The following is a 22337-nucleotide window of genomic DNA, read 5'->3' as shown; positions in this document are numbered from 1 at the left end:
ATGAAGCGAATCGGTGTTTTAGCATTACAGGGAGCGGTACGAGAGCATGTGCAAATGTTAGAGTCTCTTGGATGCGAAGCGATCTTAGTAAAACAAAGTGCTGATTTAGAGAAGCTTGATGGACTTGTCTTGCCTGGTGGAGAAAGTACAACGATGAGGAAGTTGCTGAATCGCTATGAGCTGTTGGAGCCAATTCGCGTACTTGCAAAGCAGGGTTTACCGATGTTTGGAACATGTGCAGGATTGATTTTATTAGCAAAGGAATTAGTGGATTATGAATCACATTTAGCAGTAATGGATGTGGTAGTTGCACGGAATTCTTATGGACGTCAGGTAGATAGCTTTGAAGTGAAGCTCGACATACCGAAAATAGGTGCTGCCATTCCGGCTGTCTTTATACGTGCGCCACATATTGTCTCAGTTGGTGAAGGTGTTGAAATATTAGCAGAGCATGACGGGAAAATCGTGTTAGCGAAAGACGATCATCTATTAGGTTGTTCCTTCCATCCAGAATTAACGTCAGATGCACGAATTCTTGAATATTTTGTATCTTCTATGGTATGACTTGCAAAATTTCACTTCATATAGTACAGTATGGATAAAATTTAAATAACTGAACACGATGATGGGAAGTAGTAGCAAGCACGTTTTTTTTAGAGAGTCAGCGGGTGGTGGAAGCTGATAAAAGCACTTGTGAATCCGTCCTGGAGTTGCGCAGTCGAAGTTAATGAAGTAGGCTGTCGCCGGCTGAAATGCCGTTATGAAATAAGTGGATTAGACAAAGTACAATGTGTCTAATCAATTAGGGTGGCAACGCGGGTAGCTCTCGTCCCTTTTGGGGATGAGGGCTTTTTTGTGTTTCTACTAAATATTTTCCCATCATTAAGAATCTACTGGAGGTATGACGATGTTAGATATTAAACGCGTGCGCGACAATTTCGCGGAAATTAAAGAAATGCTATTAACACGTAATGAGGATTTAGGAAACTTAGATGACTTTGAACAATTAGATGCAAAGCGTCGTGAATTAATTGCAAAAACAGAAGAGCTTAAAGCTGAACGCAATAAAGTATCTGAGCAAATTTCAATCATGAAGCGTAATAAAGAAAATGCGGATGAAGTTATTGCACGTATGCGTCAAGTTGGCGATGAAATTAAAGAGCTAGATGTCCAATTAAATGATGTAGAAGAACGCTTTAAAGATATGATGATGCGTTTACCAAACATTCCACATGCATCTGTACCAGTTGGCACAACGGAGGACGACAATGTAGAGGAATATACTTGGGGTGACATTCCAGCATTTGATTTCGACATTAAAGCACACTGGGATATCGCTACAGATTTAAAAATTGTAGACTTTGAACGTGGTGCAAAGGTGACTGGTAGTCGTTTCTTATTCTATCGTGGTCTTGGCGCTCGTTTAGAACGTGCATTAATGACGTTTATGATGGACTTACATGCAGAAGAGCATGGCTATGAAGAAATGTTACCACCTGTAATTGTCAATCGTGATAGCTTAACAGGTACAGGACAACTACCTAAATTTGAAGAAGATGTCTTTAAGTTAGATGACACAGACTATTTCATGATTCCAACAGCAGAAGTACCTGTAACAAACTTCTATCGGGATGAAATTTTAACAGCTGAAGCATTACCACAGGGCTTTGCAGCGTATAGTGCATGCTTCCGTTCAGAAGCAGGTTCTGCAGGTCGCGATACACGTGGTTTAATTCGCCAACACCAATTCAACAAAGTAGAATTAGTACGCTTTGTAAAACCAGAAGAATCTTATGAACAGCTAGAACTTTTAACAGGTCATGCAGAAAAAGTACTGCAATTATTAGGATTACCATACCGCAAACTAAAAATGTGTACAGCTGATTTAGGCTTTACTGCAGCGAAAAAGTACGATTTAGAGGTTTGGATTCCAGCTCAAAATATGTACCGCGAAATCTCTTCATGCTCTAACTTTGAAGATTTCCAAGCACGTCGAGCAAATATTCGCTTCCGTCGTGAGCCAAATGCAAAACCAGAGTATGTACACACATTAAACGGTTCAGGTCTTGCAATCGGCCGTACAGTAGCAGCAATCCTAGAAAATTATCAGCAAGCCGACGGAAGCGTAGTGATTCCAGAGGTATTAAGACCATATATGGGCGGAAAAGAAGTAATTGCTCCAAAGTAGGCTGAGTCGAAAGCGAAGCGGCTGATGAAAAGAAAAAACTACTGTTGAAAATCTAATCTCAACAGTAGTTTTTCTTTTTCAAAAGTAGGTTAGCGAGGTCGAACTCGATGTTTCACAGAGAAGTTATGTTCATTAGAAAGCAAGTAAATAACGCCCTCTATAAAGCCTATAAATGCTGGGATATATGTCCAGAAGAAGATGAGGTACAATATACCTTGTCCAGTTTTCCCTAAGTAAAATTTATGGATTCCGATTCCACCTAAAAAGATAGCAAGTACCCCTGCGACCGTTTTATTTTTTATAGGCCAAGAAGGGTCGATTCCATCATACATAAATGCTTGCTGTGGCTGTGTTTGATAGACAGGTTGAGGCTGTTGTTGATAAACTGGTTCTGGTTGTTGCACAACTTGCTGTTTATTACTGAAATTGAATTTTTCACCACAATATTTACACTGAGCTAATGCAACATCAGCAGGTGCACCACATTGGGGACAGTCAACATTGTTCATATTAAAATCTCCTAATCAATTATTATTGTTTTTATGCATCTCTTTTTAGACATTATTTTTTTCTTAAAGGTGATAACCAGTTATTGAATTCATTTAACTTGAGCGCCGCAGTTATTACAGAATTTTGAAGTAATATCAAGTTCTTGCCCACATGAACAAATCGGTTTAAGTAAACTATTTCCACAAGAGCTACAGAATTTTGATGATTCTTCGTTTTCACCCTGACAAGAAAGACATGTAATAACCTTACGCGTTAAATTTTCACCGCATAAATTGCAAAACTTACTAGTAGACGAAATATTGCCGTGGCAAGAAGGACATATTTTATGTGTGACATTATTGGTAGGCTGTTGTACTTGTTGGTTCATCATATTTACCATACCTTGTCCTACCCCTAGGCCAACCCCACTTGTAGCAAATAATCCGGCTACACCATTCTCATTTGATGCCGCAGACTCATATATATCAAAGCTACGCTGTGTTACATAACGATTGTCACCCATAATTTCGAATTTAGCTTTATCTTGTAAAATTTCATTTATTTTATCGAAATCTTCTTCTGGGAAGTTGATGGATTGAATATGAAAATGGGCCATTATAAAGCCGAACTCACTGAATTCATTAGATATTTTTTCTTTTAAACTATTTGAAATATTATTAAGTTCTGTTGTTATTTCAAGTGCAGAAATTTTCTCATTAATAATTTTATTTGCAAGTTCAGTTTTTATGGAGGTAATAAGAGAACCTTTAAAGTAATCTTGTACTTTTTCATAGCTAACAATATCATCTTTATTCATAGAGCCAATAATTTCTGTAAAGAACAATAAATAATCATCAAGACGAAGGGACAGTTGACCAAACGCTCGTATACGTAGTTTTACAAAGTATTTTGGGTCAATCAGTTGGATAGGATCAGTGGTACCCCAATATAAATCCATTTTTGACGTAAGATTTATAAAGTATATCTCTGCTGAAAAAGGTGTCTTCCCTCCATAGGCAAGATTCACTATGTTATGCAGTAATGGTAAGTTATTTGTTGATAAAATATGTGTGCCCGAATTAAACACATCACATATTTGGCCACCTTTTATAAAGATAGCTACTTGTCCCTCATTAACAATAAGTGTAGAGCCTAACACTAACTTATCTGTTGGATGTTTGTAGATTAACCAATCACGTGAACGTAATCCATCGAATTTCACTCTGTCCAAAATAGGCATGAATATACTCTCCCCCTATTTATTTACTATGAATATAACTAGTTATATTTTCCCTTTTCATTTTATGGATGTCAATAATTTATATGTATTGAAATTCTTTACGGATTATTTAATAATGAATGTGCTATCCAGTTTTTATGATAGAGAATCTTTTGTTGAAAAGAATTATCACTATTCGAAAAAGAAGGTTTCTCAGATTGAGATACCTTCTTTCATTTTAAATTTCTTCATTGTTAGATACTAATGCTTGTCTTGCCTTTTTCTCGGCCTTTTTTCGTTCACGTAATGCTCGGAAAAAATCGGTTAAGATTTGTCCACATTCCTCAGCTAAAATTCCCTCCGTTACTTCACATTCATGGTTAAAGCGTGCATCGTTTAATAAACGATAGAGCGAATCTACACAGCCTGCTTTTATATCTCTTGCACCATACACAACGCGAGGCACACGAGATTGCAAAATTGCACCTGCACACATAGGGCAAGGTTCAAGTGTCACATAGAGTGTTGTTTTTTCAAGACGCCAGCTACCTATTTTTTTACAAGCATCTTGAATAACCATTAATTCAGCGTGCGTCGTTGCATTTTGTGTTGTTTCTCGTAAATTATGAGCTCGTGCAATAATCTCTCCATCATATACAAGCACAGCTCCTATTGGCACTTCTCCAAGTAAAGCTGCTTTCTTAGCTTCTTCGAGTGCACTGTTCATAAACAATCGGTCTGTTTCAAAAATATCCACTATGATCTCTCCTTATCATTTAGTGTATCTTGCTTAATTGACAATTGCTACTATCAAATATGTCACAGCAACAATGCGTCAGGATTCAGTAAGAAGTTAAACGTTGACATTTCCAAAACAACCACCTATATTTATATATGAACACATGCTCATATATAAATATAAAAGGATAGGGGTAAACTATATGGATGAAAAATTACAAAATACAGAGGTTCAGACTAACAAAGAGCAACATTTAGACGAAGAAACATTATTTGTCGTGTCTCAAACATTTAAAGCATTAAGTGATCCGACAAGAATTCGTATTTTAAATTTATTATGTACGGATGAACATTCAGTCAACGACATTGCTGAGGTTTTAGATTTAGGTCAATCAACAGTTTCACATCAGTTGCGTTTTTTGAAAAATTTACGGTTAGTGAAATATAGAAGAGAAGGCACATCTTTATATTATTCAAAAGATGATGATCACATTATGAATTTATTAATGCAAGCTATTGAGCATGCTACACATAACTAGATAATGGAGGAAAAAACATGGGACATAATCATGATCACGGCCATGATCATACGCATGGCGCGAATAAAAAGGTGTTAATAGTATCATTTATTATTATTACGAGTTATATGGTTGTTGAAGCGATTGGTGGTTATTTAACAAATAGTTTGGCTCTTTTATCCGATGCAGGACATATGTTAAGTGATTCCATTTCATTAGCGATAGCCTTACTTGCTTTTATGTTTGGAGAAAAGGCTGCGAGCTATAGTAAAACATACGGTTATAAACGATTTGAAATTTTGGCAGCAGTATTAAATGGTGTGACTTTAATTTTAATTGCTTTATTCATTTTCTATGAAGCAATAAAACGTTTTGCAAATCCACCAGAAGTGGCAACTACAGGGATGCTAATTATTAGTACAATCGGTCTTTTGATCAATATTTTAGTAGCTTGGATTATGATGCGCGGCAGTGATACAAAAGATAATTTAAATATGCGCGGGGCTTTTTTACACGTATTAAGTGATATGCTTGGATCTGTAGGGGCCATCGTTGCCGCACTATTAATGATGTTTTTTGGTTGGGGCTGGGCTGATCCACTTGCGAGTGTTATTGTTGCCATATTAGTATTGAGAAGTGGCTACTATGTAACGAAGGCAGCTGTTCATGTTCTCATGGAGGGAACACCTTCAAACGTAGACGTTGAGGAAATTATACAAATTATTGTACAAACGAATGGTGTTCAAAGCATTCACGATTTACACATTTGGACAATAACAAGTGGAACAAATGCCCTTTCTTGTCATGCAGTTGTTGAAGGTCAGTTAAAAATTGCGGATAGTGAGAATATATTACGAGAAATTGAACATAATCTTGAGCATAAGGGCATAAAGCATGTAACGATTCAATTGGAAACCGTAGCACATAAGCATAATAATTCAATTTTATGTACAATAAAAAATGAGCAGTCGAATCATCACCATCATCATTAAAATTTTTTAAAAATTTTCAGCTTTACATACCCTTCGTGGGTATGGTAATCTGTAATTGTAAGGTAGGAGGTGTATTAAATGGAGGATATAGTGAAAGAAGATGCTTGTCATACAGAGGAAGCTACTTCGTGCCGAAAAAGTCATCATCCTGAACGCGTTAAAAAGGATTTAACGACTCGTTTAAATCGAATTGAAGGTCAAATCCGAGGTATTAAAGGGATGATTGACAAAGACGTTTACTGTGATGATATTATTACGCAACTGTCTGCCACACAGTCTGCTTTAAATAGTGTTGCAAAGATATTATTAGAAGGTCATTTAAAGGGATGTGTAGTAGATCGTCTATCAGAGGGTGATGATGCAGTGTTAGACGAATTAGTAGTGACTATTCAAAAGTTAATGAAAAAGTAAAATTTATTAAGAAATATATACCCCTATACAGTATTTAACATTAAAGGAGAGATATTTTATGCAAAACGTAACTTTAAACGTACAAGGAATGTCATGTGGACATTGTGTAAACTCAGTAGAAAAAAGTGTTGGCGCTTTAACTGGCGTTGAACAAGTAAAAGTAAACTTAGCTGATGGTTTAGTAGATGTAGCATTTGACGAAACACAAGTATCTCTAGATCAAATTAAAGAAGCGATCGATGATCAAGGCTATGACGTTAAATAATATAAATAGGGTGCTCTTGTAGCACTCTCTTATTTTCACTTTAACATACCCCCTGTTGGTATGTGGAGAGGAGCAATGATGATGAGTTCGGAAATAAAAGAAGCAAATTTGCAAATTACAGGTATGACATGTGCAGCCTGTGCGACTCGTATAGAAAAAGGTTTAAATAAAATGGATGGTGTAGAACAAGCGACAGTTAATTTAGCTCTTGAAAAATCATCTATTAAATATGATCCGACAAAATTAAACGAAGAAGACTTTGAAAAGAAAATTGAAGCACTTGGTTATGGTGTCGTGAAACAAAAAACAGAATTCAACATTACGGGCATGACATGTGCAGCCTGTGCGACACGTATAGAGAAGGGTTTAAATAAACTAGCGGGTGTATCCTCTGCGAACGTTAACTTAACACTCGAAAAAGCTACTATAGAATTTAACCCATCTGAGGTGACGATTGCAGATATTATTGCAAAGGTTGAGAAATTAGGATATGAGGCTCATCAAAAGGCAGATGAGCAAGAAACTGTGGATCATCGTGAGATGGCCATCAAACAACAGCAGAAAAAATTTATTTTATCGGCCATACTTTCATTACCATTACTGTGGACGATGGTAGGACATTTTTCATTTACATCATTTTTATATGTCCCTGAGTTTTTAATGAATCCATGGGTACAAATGGCGTTGGCTACTCCTGTTCAATTTATCATTGGGAAGCAATTTTACGTTGGAGCCTACAAAGCTTTACGCAATGGTAGTGCCAATATGGATGTACTTGTAGTAATGGGAACATCAGCGGCGTATTTTTATAGCGTATACCAAGCAATTATTACTGCGGGGTCACATCATGCCCCTCACCTATATTTTGAAACGAGTGCCGTTTTAATTACTTTAATTTTATTAGGTAAATTATTTGAGGCAAAAGCAAAAGGTCGCTCATCTGAAGCAATCAAAAAATTAATGGGGCTTCAGGCAAAAACGGCCATCGTTGTTCGTGACGGTGTAGAGAAAGAAGTACCGTTAGAAGAAGTAGTCATTGGTGACATTATTTTAGTGAAGCCTGGTGAAAAAATTCCTGTTGATGGTGAGGTATTAGAAGGAACAACGGCTGTAGATGAATCGATGTTAACAGGGGAAAGTTTACCTGTTGATAAAAAGCAAGGTGACCTATTATTTGGCTCTACTATTAATAAAAATGGCTTCATTAAAATGACGGCGACTAAAGTCGGTCGTGATACAGCCTTAGCTCAAATTATTAAAGTTGTAGAAGATGCACAAGGCTCCAAAGCGCCAATCCAGCGCTTAGCAGATCAAATTTCAGGCATTTTTGTTCCAATCGTTGTTGGCATTGCGCTTGTCACGTTTTTAATTTGGATTATTTGGGTGCAACCTGGTGAATTTACGCCAGCACTTGAAGTATTAATTGCAGTTCTCGTCATCGCTTGTCCATGCGCGCTTGGATTAGCAACGCCAACATCTATTATGGCGGGCTCTGGTCGTGCGGCGGAATTCGGAATTTTATTTAAAGGTGGAGAGCATTTAGAGCAAACTCAAAGCATTGATACAGTAGTTGTTGATAAAACAGGTACTGTGACACACGGCAAACCTGTATTAACGGATGTTGTACTAGCGGAAAATCAAGACGAAGCACGCTTTTTATCGTTAATTGGTGCAGCAGAGAAGCAATCAGAGCATCCGTTAGCAGAGGCAATTGTTCAAGGAATTGCTGATCGCGGTATTGACCTAGGTGATGTTCAATTCTTTGAAGCAATACCAGGTTACGGTGTGCAAGCGACTGTCTCTGGTCAAGGGGTTGTCATCGGTACTCGTAAATTGATGCAGCAATACGGTATTCATATTGATGATATCCTACCAACAATGGAACAATTAGAGGAAAACGGTAAAACAGCCATGTTAGCTGCGATTAACGGTCAGTATGCAGGTCTAGTAGCAGTTGCTGATACAGTGAAAGATACTTCAAAAGAAGCGGTTAGCCGTCTACAAGAAATGGGCATTACGGTGATTATGATGACTGGTGACAATGAACGTACAGCACAAGCAATTGGAGCTGAAGTTGGTGTGAATCATGTGATTGCTGAAGTGCTACCAGAAGGTAAAGCTAATGAAGTGAAAAAACTGCAAGCTACAGGTAAAAAAGTAGCGATGGTTGGTGATGGCATTAACGATGCACCAGCACTTGCAACAGCTAATATTGGAATGGCGATTGGTACCGGTACAGACGTCGCTATGGAAGCAGCGGATATCACACTAATTCGTGGCGATTTAAACAGTATTGCGGATGCTATTATCATGAGTCGTAAAACAATGCGCAACATTAAACAAAACTTATTCTGGGCATTTGCTTACAACACATTAGGTATTCCAATTGCCGCAATCGGTTTGCTAGCTCCATGGGTAGCAGGTGCAGCGATGGCTTTTAGTTCAGTATCTGTCGTTTTAAATGCACTGCGTTTACAGCGAGTTAAATTATAAGGGTAACGATAGATCCACTTTGAGTGGGTCTATTTTTTTATTTATTTAAGCAGATGTCAAAGAATTGGTTTTGGCCTCCTATTTTAATAGAGAAATAGTTTGGTTCTGTTTTTCACTTTCTCACTATGATACAATGAAAAGCACTGATTTATTTTCTAAGCCTTCGGACGCAATGATGCCGAGGCATCATTGATATAATTATAAAAACCTCGAGGACGGGGTAATTGACGATAGAATCCATAGAACATAAAGGAGGAGCTTCTGGTGACGGTTCCATTTGTTACGGTAGAAGGTCCGATTGGTGTTGGTAAAACCTCTTTATCTAAAGAGCTTGCAGCAACATTTAATTACCATCTATTAAAAGAAATAGTAGACGAAAACCCTTTTCTAAATAAGTTTTATGAAAACATAGAGGAATGGAGTTTCCAGACGGAAATGTTCTTCCTATGTAATCGCTATAAACAATTATCAGATATAAAAAAATTTCGTTTAATGCATGATAAACCTGTTGTAGCGGACTACCACATTTTTAAAAATTTAATATTTGCAAAGCGTACATTGGCATCAACTGAGTATGATAAATACGAGGAAATCTATAAAATATTAACGAAAGATATGCCTGTTCCAAATGTAGTTGTTTATTTACATGCTAGTGTTGATACGCTGATGAAACGTATTGCGATGCGTGGTCGTGAATTTGAAAAAATGATTTCGCGAGATTACATGGAGCAACTAGTGGCAGATTATCATTCCTTTATCGAGCATTTTGAGAACATGCATCCCGAAATTCCCGTTATTCGATTTAATGGTGATCAACTTGATTTCGTAAAAAATCCAAATGATTTGACATATGTTTTACAAACAATAAAGGACACGTTACAACAAAGGAGCTTGCAACAATGAATTTGAGAGAGAAATATGGTATTCCTCCACAAACGGTCATTACAATCGCTGGTACGGTTGGTGTAGGGAAGTCAACAATGACAAAGGCGTTGGCAGAGGCGCTAAATTTCCGTACTTCGTTTGAAAAGGTAGATACTAACCCATATTTAGATAAATTTTATGAGGACTTTGAAAAATGGAGCTTCCATTTACAGGTGTATTTTTTAGCGGAGCGTTTTAAGGAGCAGAAGCGAATCTTTGAATATGGCGGCGGGTTTATTCAAGATCGCTCCATCTACGAAGATACAGGCATTTTTGCTAAGATGCACTATGACAAAGGTACAATGAGCCCAACAGATTACGAGACGTATACAAATTTATTTGATGCGATGGTGATGACACCGTATTTCCCGCATCCGGATTTACTTGTGTATCTAGAGGGGCCAATTGATGCTGTAATTGGTCGTATTCAAGAGCGTGGACGTACAATGGAGCAACAAACACCGCATGATTATTGGATTGAAATGCATGACCGCTATGAGAACTGGATCAATAATTTTAATTCATGCCCAGTTCTACGGTTGGATATTAATGATTATGATTTATTAAAAAATCCTGAAGCAATTGAATCAATTGTGAGCCGTATCAGTCATATGCTAAAACAAACAAGTCATTTACGTAAATAGAAGGTTAGATAGAGCTAATATTTCAAAAATATTAGGAAGTTAACCATTGGGGTTCTGGCCGAAAGCGAAGCGACAGGCACAAACAAGTCATTTACGTAAATAGGAAATGAACTATGCTAAAAATTTAAAATCGAAAGCTCAGCGACGTGCAGAAACAAGAAATTGAAGAAAATAAATGATCAAAAGACGTGAGACAATATGTAGCCTATTGTCTCACGTCTTTTGAATAGGAGGGATTACTATAAGAATAGCTGTATATTGCGGTTCTGGCTTAGGCATAAACCCAATTTATGCAGAGAAAGCAGCCGAATTAGGGACTGTATTAGCTCAAAATGGTCATGGTGTCGTTTATGGTGGTTCGAAAACAGGATTAATGGGAAAAGTAGCAGATGCAGTATTAAAAGCTGGAGGAGACGTTATTGGCGTGATGCCAACTCATTTGCAGCAGCGGGAAATAGCACATGCTTCGTTAACAGAGATTCATTTTGTTGAGTCTATGCATGTACGTAAAGCCAAAATGGTAGAGTTAGCAGATGCTTTTATAGCTTTACCAGGTGGTGGAGGGACAATGGATGAATATTTTGAAGTGTTTACGTGGGCACAAATCGGATTACATGAAAAGCCCGTAATTTTATATAATGTAAATAATTTTTATGATGCGCTTTTACAACAATTTCAGAAAATGCTTGAGGAAGGTTTTATACGAGCTGAACAAAAATCACTGATCCGTGTAGCTACTACATCGGAAGAAGTATTACATTTTGTGAAAAAACATGGGTAGTATCCCCATGTTTTTTCTGCAATAAATAATCTTTATAAGTATTTTTATTGGGTTCGTTACCATAAAAATTTTTAGTTCGCTAATACAATGAAAGAGGTGTAGATTATGCAGACAATAGATACACAAGTTACTGATGACCTAGTAGTACTGGCAATTGAACGAAATATAGCCATTACCCGTTTTGATATGAATCATAAAGTTGCCTATGTTAATGAACTTTTTGCTAAGACATTAGGCTATAAAGTGGAGGAAATGATAGGAAAAGATCATAAGGATTTTTGTTTACCGGAATTTGTGAATAGCATAGAGTACGGAAAGTTTTGGCGCAATTTAGCTGCTGGCAATAGCTATCAGGATAAAATCGAAAGGATGGATGCGAGCGGAAATAGAATTTGGCTTGAGGCTACTTATATGCCTGTCTTTGCTAATAATTCAAGTAAGGTGCTTGGCGTATCGAAAATCGCAACAAATATTACTGAACGTCAAAGTGAAATTGTTAGTGTAGCCGATACATTAAAGGTCATGTCTAAAGAGCTTCATAGCCGTTCAGAGGCTGGTATTCAAAATAGCGAGGATTTACTAGGAACAGTGAAAGAGGTTTCACAAGAGTCTGCCGATAATGTTAGAAATCTTGCGCAGCTACAGAAGCAAGCTGAATCTATTAAAGGGATTGTGAAAACCATTCAAGAAATTGCTTCTCAGACAAATCTACTTGCACTAAATGCAGCTATTGAAGCAGCAAGAGCCGGTGAGTATGGCCGAGGCTTTGATGTTGTGGCAAAAGAGGTAAGAAAACTGTCAGCAAGGGTGGAGCAATCTATTTCACAAGTAAAAGATAATGTTGAGGGCATTGAGCGAGAGATTGGAAAAGTCACGGAAAGTATCACACGAATAGCTGAAAAAGTTGAAAAAACAAATGGTCAAATTAATGTAACAACGAATGATTTTGCCGAAATTGCTACTGCAGCAGAAGCATTAGATGAACAATCAAGACATTTTACCGAAATAATTTAACTTCTTTCAGCAAGTGTTTTATGTCATGTAAGTGAATCGGCAGTTACAATTATTTTCTATAGCAAAAGCGAAAGGAAGTACATAATTCTTGTAATTTTCTGATATATATTGAAATAGTAGATGATTTTTATTTACAATAATTGTGTAAGCTTTCATAAATCATAATAGGGGTGTTATAGATGACAAAGGTGGGAGTAAGTTTTAAGCATTTGCCAACGACTGCAGTTTCAGATGCGACAGGAGGACAAACGAATTTACGTAGTGATATTAAACCGTTAGCAGACCATTTTAAAATTGCTGGCCGTGCGGTAACAGTGCGTTTGCCAGATGGTGAAAATGGTGCAGTATTAGAAGCCATTCGAGCTGCTAGAGAAGGGGATATTATAGTAATTGACGCTAAAGGGAATACAAATCGTGCAGTGGCCGGTGATTTTGTTCTTTCATTAGCGAAGGGTATAGGTGTACAGGGCTTTGTTGTTGATGGTGTTATTCGTGATATTGCAGCTATTCGTGAGCTAGACTTTCCTGTATTTTCACTTGGCACAACGGTAGCAGCTGGCAATAAAAACGGCGGTGGCCAAGTAAATGTTCCTATTGCTATTGGGGGCGTTTCTGTTCGCCCTGGTGATTATATTATTGGGGATGTGGACGGTGTAGTTGTCGTGCCACAGGAAGATGCAGAGCATATTGTGGCAGCCGCTGAGGTAAAACTTGAAAAAGACGACGCACGTGCTCAAGAGGCACATGCAAATGGAAAAGAATCTATTATTGATTATTTAGATAAAGTATTAACTTCTTCCAGCAGTAGCTGAAAACGGACGCAATAAAAAAATCCTCACGATGCCATCCATACATCGTGAGGATTTTTTTAATTTTTATGCTAAATTTTCATTATCTTTAAAGTAATTTTTCATTTTCTCTGAATCGAAACGGCCTTCCCATTTCGCCATTACTAATGACGCAAGTGAGTTACCAATTACGTTAACGACTGTACGTCCCATATCAAGAATACGATCGATACCTGCGATAAATGCTAAACCTTCAATTGGAATGCCGACAGTACCTAAAGTTGCTAGAAGCACAACGAAGGATACTCCAGGAACACCTGCAATCCCTTTAGATGTAACCATTAATACAAGCATTAACGTAATTTGTTCACCAATACTTAGGTGAATACCGTACATTTGAGCAATAAATAAAGCAGCAATAGCTTGGTACAGTGTAGAACCATCTAAGTTAAAAGAGTAACCGGTTGGAATAACAAAGGATACGATATCCTTTGGAGCACCTAGTTTCTCCATTTTCATCATAACTCGTGGTAACACAGCTTCAGAACTTGCTGTTGAGAACGCTAAAATCAGTTCATCTTTTAGTACTTTAATTAAGAAGAAGATACTGATACCTGTAAATTTGGCCACAAGACCAAGAACGACAAAGATAAAGAATAGCATTGTTGCATAAACAAGTATAGCGAGTTTGCCAAGTGGTATTAGTGAAGCGAATCCATATTTGGAAACGGTTACACCAATTAAACCAAATACCCCAATTGGAGCGAATTTCATTACGAGGTTAGTTACCCAGAACATGGTATCTGCTACCCCTTGGAAGAAGTTTAATACTGGTTTACCACGTTCGCCAATGGCAGCAACCCCTAAACCAAAAATAACTGAGAAGAAAATGATAGCAAGCATATCACCTTCAGACATTGCCTGAATGATATTTGTCGGTACTATGCCTACAATAATATCAAATGGTCCTTCATGCTGTACTTCTTCTGTAGTTGCAACGTATTTCGAAATATCTCCTTTAGAGAGCTCGTTCATGTTTACGCCCGCGCCTGGGTGGAATAAGTTTGCGGAAAGTAAACCAATTACAATTGCTACTGTTGTAATAACCTCAAAGTAAATAAGCGATTTCCCGCCTAATCGTCCAAGCTGTTTCATATCTCCAGTGCCAGCAACACCAACGATTAAAGTCGATATAATAATCGGTACAACAATCATTTTAATTAGATGAAGGAAAATATCACCTAGAGGTTGTAGATATGTTTCAATTTTGGGGTTTCCGTAAAAGATTCCGCCAATAATTATCCCTAAAATCAAACCGACTAAAATTTGAGTGGCTAAACTGAGTCTAAATTTCTTCTTCAAAACCTTAGTACCTCCTAATATTAAAATTTTTAGGACTTGCCTTACTTTAATAATACGGAGGACTTATGAAATCCGACAAAATCCGAGAAAATTAATTTAATTTAGTTAAAATGTCTGAATATAATACCTGAATAAACTTCTTAATATTAACCTTTGCTTTGCGATTTTTGTGATCTTCTATCTGGGTCATAAGCAGACGAATTTCTTTAAAGTCAAAGTATCGAGGTGCATAATATTCAAATTCGGAGTTTGTATAATCTACGACACCTAAATTGGCGAGATTTATCATCGCTGCTAATATAGTACGTCGCACGCGCTGTTCAATGGCTTTACTTTCCTTCAAAATTTCATCGGGTGTAGCCTTTGTGACAACTGCAATCTCCTCATAAAGCTCCTTTAATGGTGGAAGTGGTGCGATTTTGTGCTGATGAGCAAGTAATGTTTCGATGATAGCTATAATATCTTCGCTTCCGATCTCACCAACGATACCCATATCATTTAAGATGGATTGAATATGATCACGTGACGTTGCTTTATGATTTATTTGTTCACTTAGATCAATATTTGTAAGTGATTGGCGAATAATAAGCAATGAATTTTTTAGGCGGAACTGTTCAGTTGTTTTACGTAAAACATTTTCAACCTCAATACGGTTTATAGGTTTATGAATAAAGAAATCTATTCCTTGCTCATATGCCTCACCAACCATTTCCTTATTCACTACTTGAGAAATCATGACAAATTGTCCCTCAAAACGATTTTGAATAAGGTGTTCGACTGTTGCTATCCCATCAAGCTTGGGCATAAGCAAATCGATCAACACAAATTCTGGCTGTGTCATTAAAATTTGTGGAATGGCGTCCTCACCATTGCGTGCTTCACCAATAACTGTACCTAAGCCACTATCTTCAATAATTTGTTTTAACATGACCCGGCTTGCACGATCATCATCTACAATAAAATACCTCATTTAAGTCTCTCCCGTTTGAATAGTTTGCGTAGGAACTTTAATTTTAAACATCGTGTTTTGAGTATTTGATTCAACGGTTATTGAGCCATTTAATTTATTTACTAATTCAACAACATGTGACAGCCCAATACCTGTTGCTGCGACACCGTCTACATTGTATTTTGTGGTGTATCCAGGTTCAAAAATAATAGAGAGATTACTTTGTGGAATGCCCTTCCCATTATCACATACTGTTATTACAGTATCGTCCTGTTGCTGCTGAATGGCAATAGAAATGATGCCTTGATTTTCAATTGCTTCTATAGCATTAGCTGTTAAATTATTCAAAAGTGCAAGCAATGCAATATGTTCCTTCGTTTGAAAATCAATTTCAATAATTAATTTGAATTCAATTTCTTTGCCGAGAAAATTAGCGTACTTCCTATTGCCGTCTTCAATATAATGCAATAATTCTGACAATCTAAGGGAGCCAAAGCTCTTCTCACCAACAATTTTAGAAATACCTGCATAAATGCGTTGTGAATCCTTCTTCACTTCATGAATTTCCTGGGCAATATGAAGTGCCTGTATACTTTCTGCACGATAACCTAGCGATTTTAATTGTCGATATAATTCAAACCCACTGGCTGTTATTGCTTCTATATGGTTCATAGATTTTTTTAAATAAAGTGTTTCAACATATAAATCTGAACCGATCGTAAGCATTTCCTGAACACGTTTTTTTTGCTCAGCGATTAAAATGGAACTATAAATACCAACAACAAAAAAACTACGTAATAAAGCAACTGCTAATAGTATAAGTAAATCATGAAGGAATATAAAAGAATAAGAATTTATAAAAAAACGAAATAGTTGTTCCACTAAATTACTGAATACTTCACTAAACGCAACTAGCAATCCAAGCAATAGTGGCTTTTCTCGATATTGATGAATGCTTAAAATTTGTAGGCATATTGCAAACATTATATAAAATGCAGTAGCAGGTAAATGTATTGATAAACTATCGACTACTGGAACATCATGTAAAGTGTAATTAATGATAACTCGAAAAATGGTTGTCACGATGCTCGTAGTAAATCCAGCTAAAATGATTGGTGTAGGTCTAAGTAGTGTGCATAAAAAGAAAATAATACTTCCTAATCCGAAACGAAAAGGTGTATTAGCGAAAGGCATTATTTTAATCTCACTACCGATAGCAGTTAACAGAGCAATTGTGATAATCCAAGTGAGGGAAGCACGAGATATGTGAAATTTCGAGTGCATAAAAAAATCCTCCCTAATAATATTAACGAGCATTATGCTAAAAGAGCTCGTTTGCGTGTTTGGAATAAAGGTAATTGTACCACTACTTTTGATGTTGTGTTGGGGCGGAATACGATTTTGAAACGAAAACATATTTGTCTAGATGAAATAATGCTATAGATTATTAACTTGTTTCAGCGGGTGTCCAAACATCCGCTGAAATAGAGGAACTCAGGTTAAGACCTTCACATCCTGTGAAAACGCCTGAGTGACCAACATCGGTGCTGTATCGGTTATAAAATCATAATCAACAATAAAAAAATACCACAACCTAAGTGGAAGTGGCATCTAGTAAATGTTACATATGATTTTTAAGCAAAAAAAAACGGCTACATTCGTAGTCGGAATTTTAAAACTGGAGGAGGTAGAGGGATTCGAACCCCCGCGCGGTGTTACCCGCCTGTCGGTTTTCAAGACCGATCCCTTCAGCCAGACTTGGGTATACCTCCATGTTGTTTTGTTGCGTTGTCTTATCGACAAGAATTAATTTATCATATTTTAAAATTCACGTCAACAGATTTTTTACGTTTTTTTTCTTCATTCAACAATTACTTTCTATAGCGAAAGTAAAGCGTCAGGTACAGAAGTCTCTCACCTCTATAGGCGGGGGGATGAATGCGGTACTAAGTCACTTTTCAGCGGATGTCATGGAATCGAAAAGGAGTTCTTATAGGATGTTAGCTAAAATTATCGCAACCATGCGATAATCGGTAAAAATGCCAAGTCCTGTGGCTACCGAAATGACCGATATCGCGTCGGCCCTTATGCAGGCCCAAGCACAAAGCCGATTCCGGACGCATTGTTTATCTGTAGCGGAAGCAAAGCGACAGCTACAAATGTTTTCTGCGCGACAGCGGCAATTATGGCGAGGCATAATTGATTAATAATTACTTTTTTACAGTGCAGATAGAATGTTCCAAATAAATATTATGTGTATTAAGTTGCAATTTATGAAAACAGTGAGTATACTAGTTATTGCCGTGCTAGGTGGGAAGGTAGCGGTGTCCTGTAACTCGCAATCCGCTCTAGCGAGACTGAATTCCTTTTTCGAGGCTGTCCGTATTGTTTGGTCTGCCTTTTGCACGTAGTGTTGACGATTGGGTCCTGCGCAATGGATACCCATGAACCATGTCAGGTCCGGAAGGAAGCAGCATTAAGTGGTCTTATTCATGTGCCGCGGGGTTGCCTAATCTGAGCTAACGACAAGAGTAACGCTTATGTGCGGCTGTCGAAGAAAGGTGCACGGCATTAAATTGCCAATTCAAACGCATCCGTCTACAAAAGGCGGATGCGTTTTTTTATATGATTTTATAGTATTTTTGGGGATGGAAGATCAATCACCGACACGTTTAAGGAAGTTACAAATTGTACGGCGGACGTTAGGAGCCGGAAGTATCAGCCTTCACTACAAGAAGTGAAAAAGAATTGTCCTGAAATTTTAGAAAAACGATGACACTATTTTATAAATAATGAGGCAAATGCTATAATAAAACTATTCTATATAATGAAGAAAAGGAGAGGAAACCATTGACGTATCAAGCATTTTATCGTGTGTATCGACCGCAATCATTCCGAGAGATGTCTGGTCAAGCACATGTCAAAAGAACGCTACAAAATGCTCTCCTAGCGAATAAAACAACACATGCTTATTTATTTTCTGGTCCACGTGGTACCGGGAAAACAAGTACAGCTAAAATTTTTGCAAAGGCTTTAAACTGTGAGCATGCACCATCAAAAGAGCCTTGTAATGAATGCGCTACTTGTTTAAGCATTACAGACGGTTCTCACCCAGATGTTATTGAATTTGACGCGGCGTCTAATTCACGCGTTGAAGAAATACGAGACATCATTGAGAAAGTTCGATTTGCTCCTGCGAGTAGCAGATATAAAGTGTATATCATTGATGAAGTGCATATGCTTTCTACAAGTGCTTTCAATGCCCTATTAAAGACGTTAGAAGAACCACCTGCACATGCTGTATTTATTTTAGCAACGACAGAGCCTCATAAGTTGCCTGCAACGATTATTTCGCGATGTCAGCGCTTTGATTTCAAGCGTCTTTCAACCAATGATATTATCGATCGCATGAAAGTTGTATTAGAAGATATTGAGTTACCATTTGAGGAACAAGGTTTAAAGGTAATCGCACAGTCAGCAGCGGGTGGTATGCGTGATGCTTTAAGCTTATTAGACCAAGTTGTATCCTTCAGTGGAGAAAAGTTGAAGCTTGAGGATACATTACTTGTGACAGGTTCTATTAGTCAGGAAGTTTTCTATGAATTAGCAGAAGCTCTTAAAGTAAAAGATGTCGCACAAATGCTTGCGTTATTAGAACAGCTTATTGCGGATGGGAAAGATCCTCTTCGTCTTTCAGAGGACTTGATTACATTTTTCCGAGATTTATTATTACTGCAAACAAGTGAAGATTTGGCCGAATTATTAGAACTAGTATCACCAGAGGAGCGAGTATTTACATTAGCGCATGATTTTGCACCGGATTTGCTCTATGGCTACATTGATATTTTAGCGAAAACACAGCAAGAAATGCGGTTCTCCCACCATACAAAGATTTACTTGGAAACAGCGTTACTTAAAATGGTACAGTTTGCGGGTGGTGCAGTTGGTCAGACTGCCACTTCAGGTGACGTAGCTATGAGCCCTGAGCTCGCTCAAAAAATCGTGGCACTTGAGCAGATGGTGCAACAACTATCAGCCCAATTACAAGCTGGTGCTCCTGTGCAAACGGCGCAAACACCAAAAGAGCAACGTCCACGAGCGAAAAATCCAAATGGCTATAAAGCACCAACAGGCCGTATCCAAGAGATATTAAAGGATGCTACAAAGCAAGATGTGCAACGTATCAAATCGGTTTGGGCACAGGCATTAAGTCAAATGCAAAAATCTCAGTCGGCTCTTTTAGCAGAGGCTGAACCTGTTGCGGCATCTTCAAGTGCTTTTGTGTTAAAATTCAAGTATGATATTCATTGTCAAATGGTTGCTGATAATCAATCCCTAAAAGCTCAATTCACACAATTAATTGCAGGGCAAACTGGTACTATGTACGAAATGCTTTGTACGCCTGAAGAGGCTTGGTTAAAATTACGTGAAGAGTTTATTCGTGATCATGGCTTACAGCAGGAGAAAAAATCTCAAAATGAAACCGATCATGAAATGGAATTATCAGAACCACCACCGGCAGAAATGCCAGAAGGGCCGTTTATCGACGATGCTCAACCGCTTGCTTCACAAGATCCACTTGTGACGGAAGCAGAAAAGTTGTTTGGTAAAGATTTCATTGAGATTGTTGAAGATTAATCATTTAGGAGGAATATGTTTATGCGCGGAATGGGAAATATGCAAGGTATGATGAAAAAAATGCAAAAAATGCAAAAGGAAATGATGGAAGCTCAAGAGGCTTTAAATGCAGAGCAATTTGAAGGTGCAGCTGGTGGCGGTATGGTGAAAGTAACTGTGACTGGTCAACGTGAAATTGTAGAAGTAAATCTTGATCCATCAGTAGTAGATCCGGACGATATCGAAATGCTACAAGATTTAATCGTTGTTGCTGCAAATGAAGCATTGAAAAAAGTAGATGAAAAAACGAATGCAACAATGGGTAAATTCACTCAAGGCATGAATCTTCCGTTCTAGGAGGTAAATAAATGTACTACCCAGAACCAATATCGAAACTGATTGATAGTTTTATGAAATTGCCAGGTATCGGGCCGAAAACCGCGGCTCGTCTGGCGTTTTTTGTGTTAACAATGAAAGAAGATGACGTTTTATCCTTTTCAAAGGCATTAATTGATGCTAAACGAAATTTAAGCTACTGCTCCGTATGCGGCAACATAACTGATGTAGATCCATGCCATATCTGTACAGACAAACAACGTAATCATTCTATTATTTGTGTTGTTCAAGATACAAAAGATGTGATTGCGATGGAAAAAATGCGCGATTTCAATGGTATGTATCATGTATTGCAGGGAGCTATTTCACCTATGGATGGTGTTGGTCCAGAGGATATTAATGTTGCTTCGCTACTAGTTCGTTTGCAAGATGAGACTGTTCAAGAACTTATTTTAGCTACGAATTCAACTATTGAGGGTGAGGCAACAGCTATGTATATTTCTCGTCTAGTGAAGCCATCTGGTATTCGAACAACACGAATTGCTCATGGACTACCAGTAGGTGGAGATTTAGAATATGCAGATGAAGTAACGTTATCGAAGGCAATGGAAGGTCGCCGAGAATTGTGAGTGAGGGATTAATATGTTCTTCCGCAGTAAGGGAAAATTAAAAAAAGAATTCGATGACAAGCTTGTGAATCTTATAAAAGGAACAAAAGAGGATTTGCAGCAGGCGAAGATAATTGAAGAACTACTAGATGACTATGATTTAGAAGCAATTGCTCAACGAAAAGCAGCAGAGAGTATACATTTTTATTTATTCAAGGAAGCTAGAATTCGTAGAGTGTTAATTAAATAATAGTTTTTAAACTTATTTCAGTGGGTGTTCAAACATCCGCTGAAATAAGTTAATGCATCGGCATAATTAATATTCATAGAAGCAAAACAGGAAACATAAACTTTCATAATTATATTGCTAAGGGGGAAACCATATGTCGTGGTTAGTAATTATGAGTTTTTGTGTACCTGTAGTGCTTCTTTTTCTTTATATAATAATAAGACATGCTAAGATGGGTAAAATTTTAGAAGGAATGTCTGTGTTTTGGTTTAGATTTGCTTTTGCCTTTCTACTATTATTTATTATTCACTTAGGAATAGGGTATGCAGGCTATAATGTGCCGATTAATCTATTTTCAGTATTCACAATTGCAATATTAGGTATTCCTGGTGTGATAGGGATAACTGCTTTAATATATTTTTTATAAAAAGCTTGCAAACCAAAAATATTGTGGTATAGTAATAAGAGTCGTTAAGATAACTATTGAAAAACAAATGAGTTTCAAATTAAATAATTTATTTGTTGACAACAAGTGAACGGCATGATATTATATAAGAGTTGCTGTTAAGAAAAGCGGCAACGACATGAACCTTGAAAACTGAACAAGCAAAACGTAATCAATAAAGTTTTTTAGTAGCTAATCTAGAGTTAGTGAACGAAACAAAATTTTGGACATCAAACATGATGCCAGCAAAACAATTTGAGCTAATCAAATTTCTTTTTATGGAGAGTTTGATCCTGGCTCAGGACGAACGCTGGCGGCGTGCCTAAT

General features: G+C 37.4%; 23 protein-coding genes, 1 tRNA gene, 1 other RNA gene and 1 other annotated feature. Of the genes, 18 read left to right on the top strand and 7 right to left on the bottom strand.

Annotated elements, in window-relative coordinates:
* Both pdxT and serS read left to right on the top strand, forming a co-directional pair.
* Positions 1-564 (top strand): pyridoxal 5'-phosphate synthase glutaminase subunit PdxT, encoded by a 564-nt coding sequence (gene pdxT / locus ACYQ73_RS27630; protein ID WP_460015382.1) that lies wholly within the window; start codon positions 1-3, stop codon positions 562-564.
* 49 nt (positions 565-613) lie between these two features.
* Positions 614-837 (top strand) — a binding site (T-box leader).
* Between the two features lie 70 nt (positions 838-907).
* Positions 908-2188, top strand: coding sequence for a serine--tRNA ligase (gene serS, locus ACYQ73_RS27625; protein ID WP_460015381.1), 1281 nt, complete (start codon positions 908-910; stop codon positions 2186-2188).
* A gap of 89 nt (positions 2189-2277) precedes the next feature.
* Here the strand turns inward: serS and ACYQ73_RS27620 are convergent, their stop codons facing one another.
* The 3 genes from ACYQ73_RS27620 to tadA form a co-directional block, all read right to left on the bottom strand.
* Entirely contained in the window at positions 2278-2520 is a 243-nt protein-coding gene (locus tag ACYQ73_RS27620; RefSeq protein WP_460015389.1) for a TM2 domain-containing protein, read from the bottom strand.
* Positions 2521-2786: 266 nt separating this feature from the next.
* On the bottom strand, positions 2787-3917 hold the full coding sequence (locus ACYQ73_RS27615; protein ID WP_460015380.1) for an SPFH domain-containing protein: 1131 nt from the start codon (positions 3915-3917) through the stop codon (positions 2787-2789).
* Positions 3918-4134: 217 nt separating this feature from the next.
* Positions 4135-4653 (bottom strand): tRNA adenosine(34) deaminase TadA, encoded by a 519-nt coding sequence (gene tadA, locus ACYQ73_RS27610; RefSeq protein WP_460015379.1) that lies wholly within the window; start codon positions 4651-4653, stop codon positions 4135-4137.
* A 184-nt stretch (positions 4654-4837) separates the two neighbouring features.
* Here tadA and ACYQ73_RS27605 point away from each other — a divergent pair, with 184 nt between their 5' ends.
* The 10 genes from ACYQ73_RS27605 (at position 4838) to ACYQ73_RS27560 (ending at position 13488) form a co-directional block, all read left to right on the top strand.
* Positions 4838-5173, top strand: coding sequence for an ArsR/SmtB family transcription factor (locus ACYQ73_RS27605; RefSeq protein ID WP_460015378.1), 336 nt, complete (start codon positions 4838-4840; stop codon positions 5171-5173).
* A gap of 17 nt (positions 5174-5190) precedes the next feature.
* Entirely contained in the window at positions 5191-6144 is a 954-nt protein-coding gene (locus ACYQ73_RS27600) for a cation diffusion facilitator family transporter (protein ID WP_460015377.1), read from the top strand.
* Between the two features lie 78 nt (positions 6145-6222).
* On the top strand, positions 6223-6555 hold the full coding sequence (locus ACYQ73_RS27595) for a metal-sensitive transcriptional regulator (protein ID WP_460015376.1): 333 nt from the start codon (positions 6223-6225) through the stop codon (positions 6553-6555).
* A 58-nt stretch (positions 6556-6613) separates the two neighbouring features.
* Positions 6614-6820, top strand: coding sequence for a copper chaperone CopZ (gene copZ, locus ACYQ73_RS27590; protein ID WP_460015375.1), 207 nt, complete (start codon positions 6614-6616; stop codon positions 6818-6820).
* Positions 6821-6901: 81 nt separating this feature from the next.
* Positions 6902-9313, top strand: coding sequence for a heavy metal translocating P-type ATPase (locus ACYQ73_RS27585; RefSeq protein ID WP_460015374.1), 2412 nt, complete (start codon positions 6902-6904; stop codon positions 9311-9313).
* 264 nt (positions 9314-9577) lie between these two features.
* Complete coding sequence (locus tag ACYQ73_RS27580) at positions 9578-10216, top strand: deoxynucleoside kinase (protein ID WP_460015373.1); 639 nt, start codon at positions 9578-9580, stop codon at positions 10214-10216.
* A complete protein-coding gene (locus ACYQ73_RS27575; protein WP_460015372.1) occupies positions 10213-10881 on the top strand; it encodes a deoxynucleoside kinase in 669 nt (222 codons plus the stop codon). The genes ACYQ73_RS27580 and ACYQ73_RS27575 overlap by 4 nt, the downstream gene beginning before the upstream one ends.
* A gap of 226 nt (positions 10882-11107) precedes the next feature.
* Positions 11108-11662 (top strand): LOG family protein, encoded by a 555-nt coding sequence (locus tag ACYQ73_RS27570; RefSeq protein ID WP_460015388.1) that lies wholly within the window; start codon positions 11108-11110, stop codon positions 11660-11662.
* A gap of 105 nt (positions 11663-11767) precedes the next feature.
* Entirely contained in the window at positions 11768-12676 is a 909-nt protein-coding gene (locus ACYQ73_RS27565; RefSeq protein WP_460015371.1) for a methyl-accepting chemotaxis protein, read from the top strand.
* A gap of 179 nt (positions 12677-12855) precedes the next feature.
* Positions 12856-13488: an RraA family protein gene (locus tag ACYQ73_RS27560; protein ID WP_460015370.1), complete on the top strand. Its 633-nt coding sequence runs from the start codon at positions 12856-12858 to the stop codon at positions 13486-13488.
* A gap of 63 nt (positions 13489-13551) precedes the next feature.
* Here the strand turns inward: ACYQ73_RS27560 and ACYQ73_RS27555 are convergent, their stop codons facing one another.
* The 4 genes from ACYQ73_RS27555 to ACYQ73_RS27540 all read right to left on the bottom strand — a co-directional run bounded on the left by ACYQ73_RS27555 (position 13552) and on the right by ACYQ73_RS27540 (position 17547).
* Positions 13552-14826 (bottom strand): cation:dicarboxylate symporter family transporter, encoded by a 1275-nt coding sequence (locus tag ACYQ73_RS27555; protein WP_460015369.1) that lies wholly within the window; start codon positions 14824-14826, stop codon positions 13552-13554.
* 91 nt (positions 14827-14917) lie between these two features.
* Positions 14918-15796: a response regulator gene (locus ACYQ73_RS27550; RefSeq protein WP_337992051.1), complete on the bottom strand. Its 879-nt coding sequence runs from the start codon at positions 15794-15796 to the stop codon at positions 14918-14920.
* Complete coding sequence (locus ACYQ73_RS27545; protein WP_460015368.1) at positions 15797-17059, bottom strand: ATP-binding protein; 1263 nt, start codon at positions 17057-17059, stop codon at positions 15797-15799.
* Positions 17060-17454: 395 nt separating this feature from the next.
* A tRNA-Ser gene (locus ACYQ73_RS27540) sits at positions 17455-17547 on the bottom strand.
* Between the two features lie 529 nt (positions 17548-18076).
* On the opposite strand from ACYQ73_RS27540, the gene ffs reads away from it, so the two are divergent.
* The 6 genes from ffs (at position 18077) to ACYQ73_RS27510 (ending at position 21992) form a co-directional block, all read left to right on the top strand.
* An RNA gene (ffs, locus tag ACYQ73_RS27535) (signal recognition particle sRNA large type) lies at positions 18077-18344 on the top strand.
* Between the two features lie 281 nt (positions 18345-18625).
* Entirely contained in the window at positions 18626-20413 is a 1788-nt protein-coding gene (dnaX, locus tag ACYQ73_RS27530; RefSeq protein WP_460015367.1) for a DNA polymerase III subunit gamma/tau, read from the top strand.
* Positions 20414-20434: 21 nt separating this feature from the next.
* On the top strand, positions 20435-20749 hold the full coding sequence (locus ACYQ73_RS27525) for a YbaB/EbfC family nucleoid-associated protein (protein WP_134026842.1): 315 nt from the start codon (positions 20435-20437) through the stop codon (positions 20747-20749).
* A gap of 11 nt (positions 20750-20760) precedes the next feature.
* On the top strand, positions 20761-21357 hold the full coding sequence (gene recR / locus ACYQ73_RS27520; RefSeq protein ID WP_079564088.1) for a recombination mediator RecR: 597 nt from the start codon (positions 20761-20763) through the stop codon (positions 21355-21357).
* Positions 21358-21370: 13 nt separating this feature from the next.
* Positions 21371-21586, top strand: a complete 216-nt coding sequence (locus ACYQ73_RS27515; RefSeq protein WP_460015366.1) for a YaaL family protein — start codon at positions 21371-21373, stop codon at positions 21584-21586.
* 133 nt (positions 21587-21719) lie between these two features.
* Complete coding sequence (locus tag ACYQ73_RS27510; protein WP_460015365.1) at positions 21720-21992, top strand: pro-sigmaK processing inhibitor BofA family protein; 273 nt, start codon at positions 21720-21722, stop codon at positions 21990-21992.
* Positions 21993-22337 lie beyond the last annotated feature (345 nt).

Source organism: Lysinibacillus sp. CTST325 (assembly GCF_054665055.1).
Note: the sequence above shows the minus strand (reverse complement) of the source record. Positions and strands in the feature narration are given on the sequence as shown.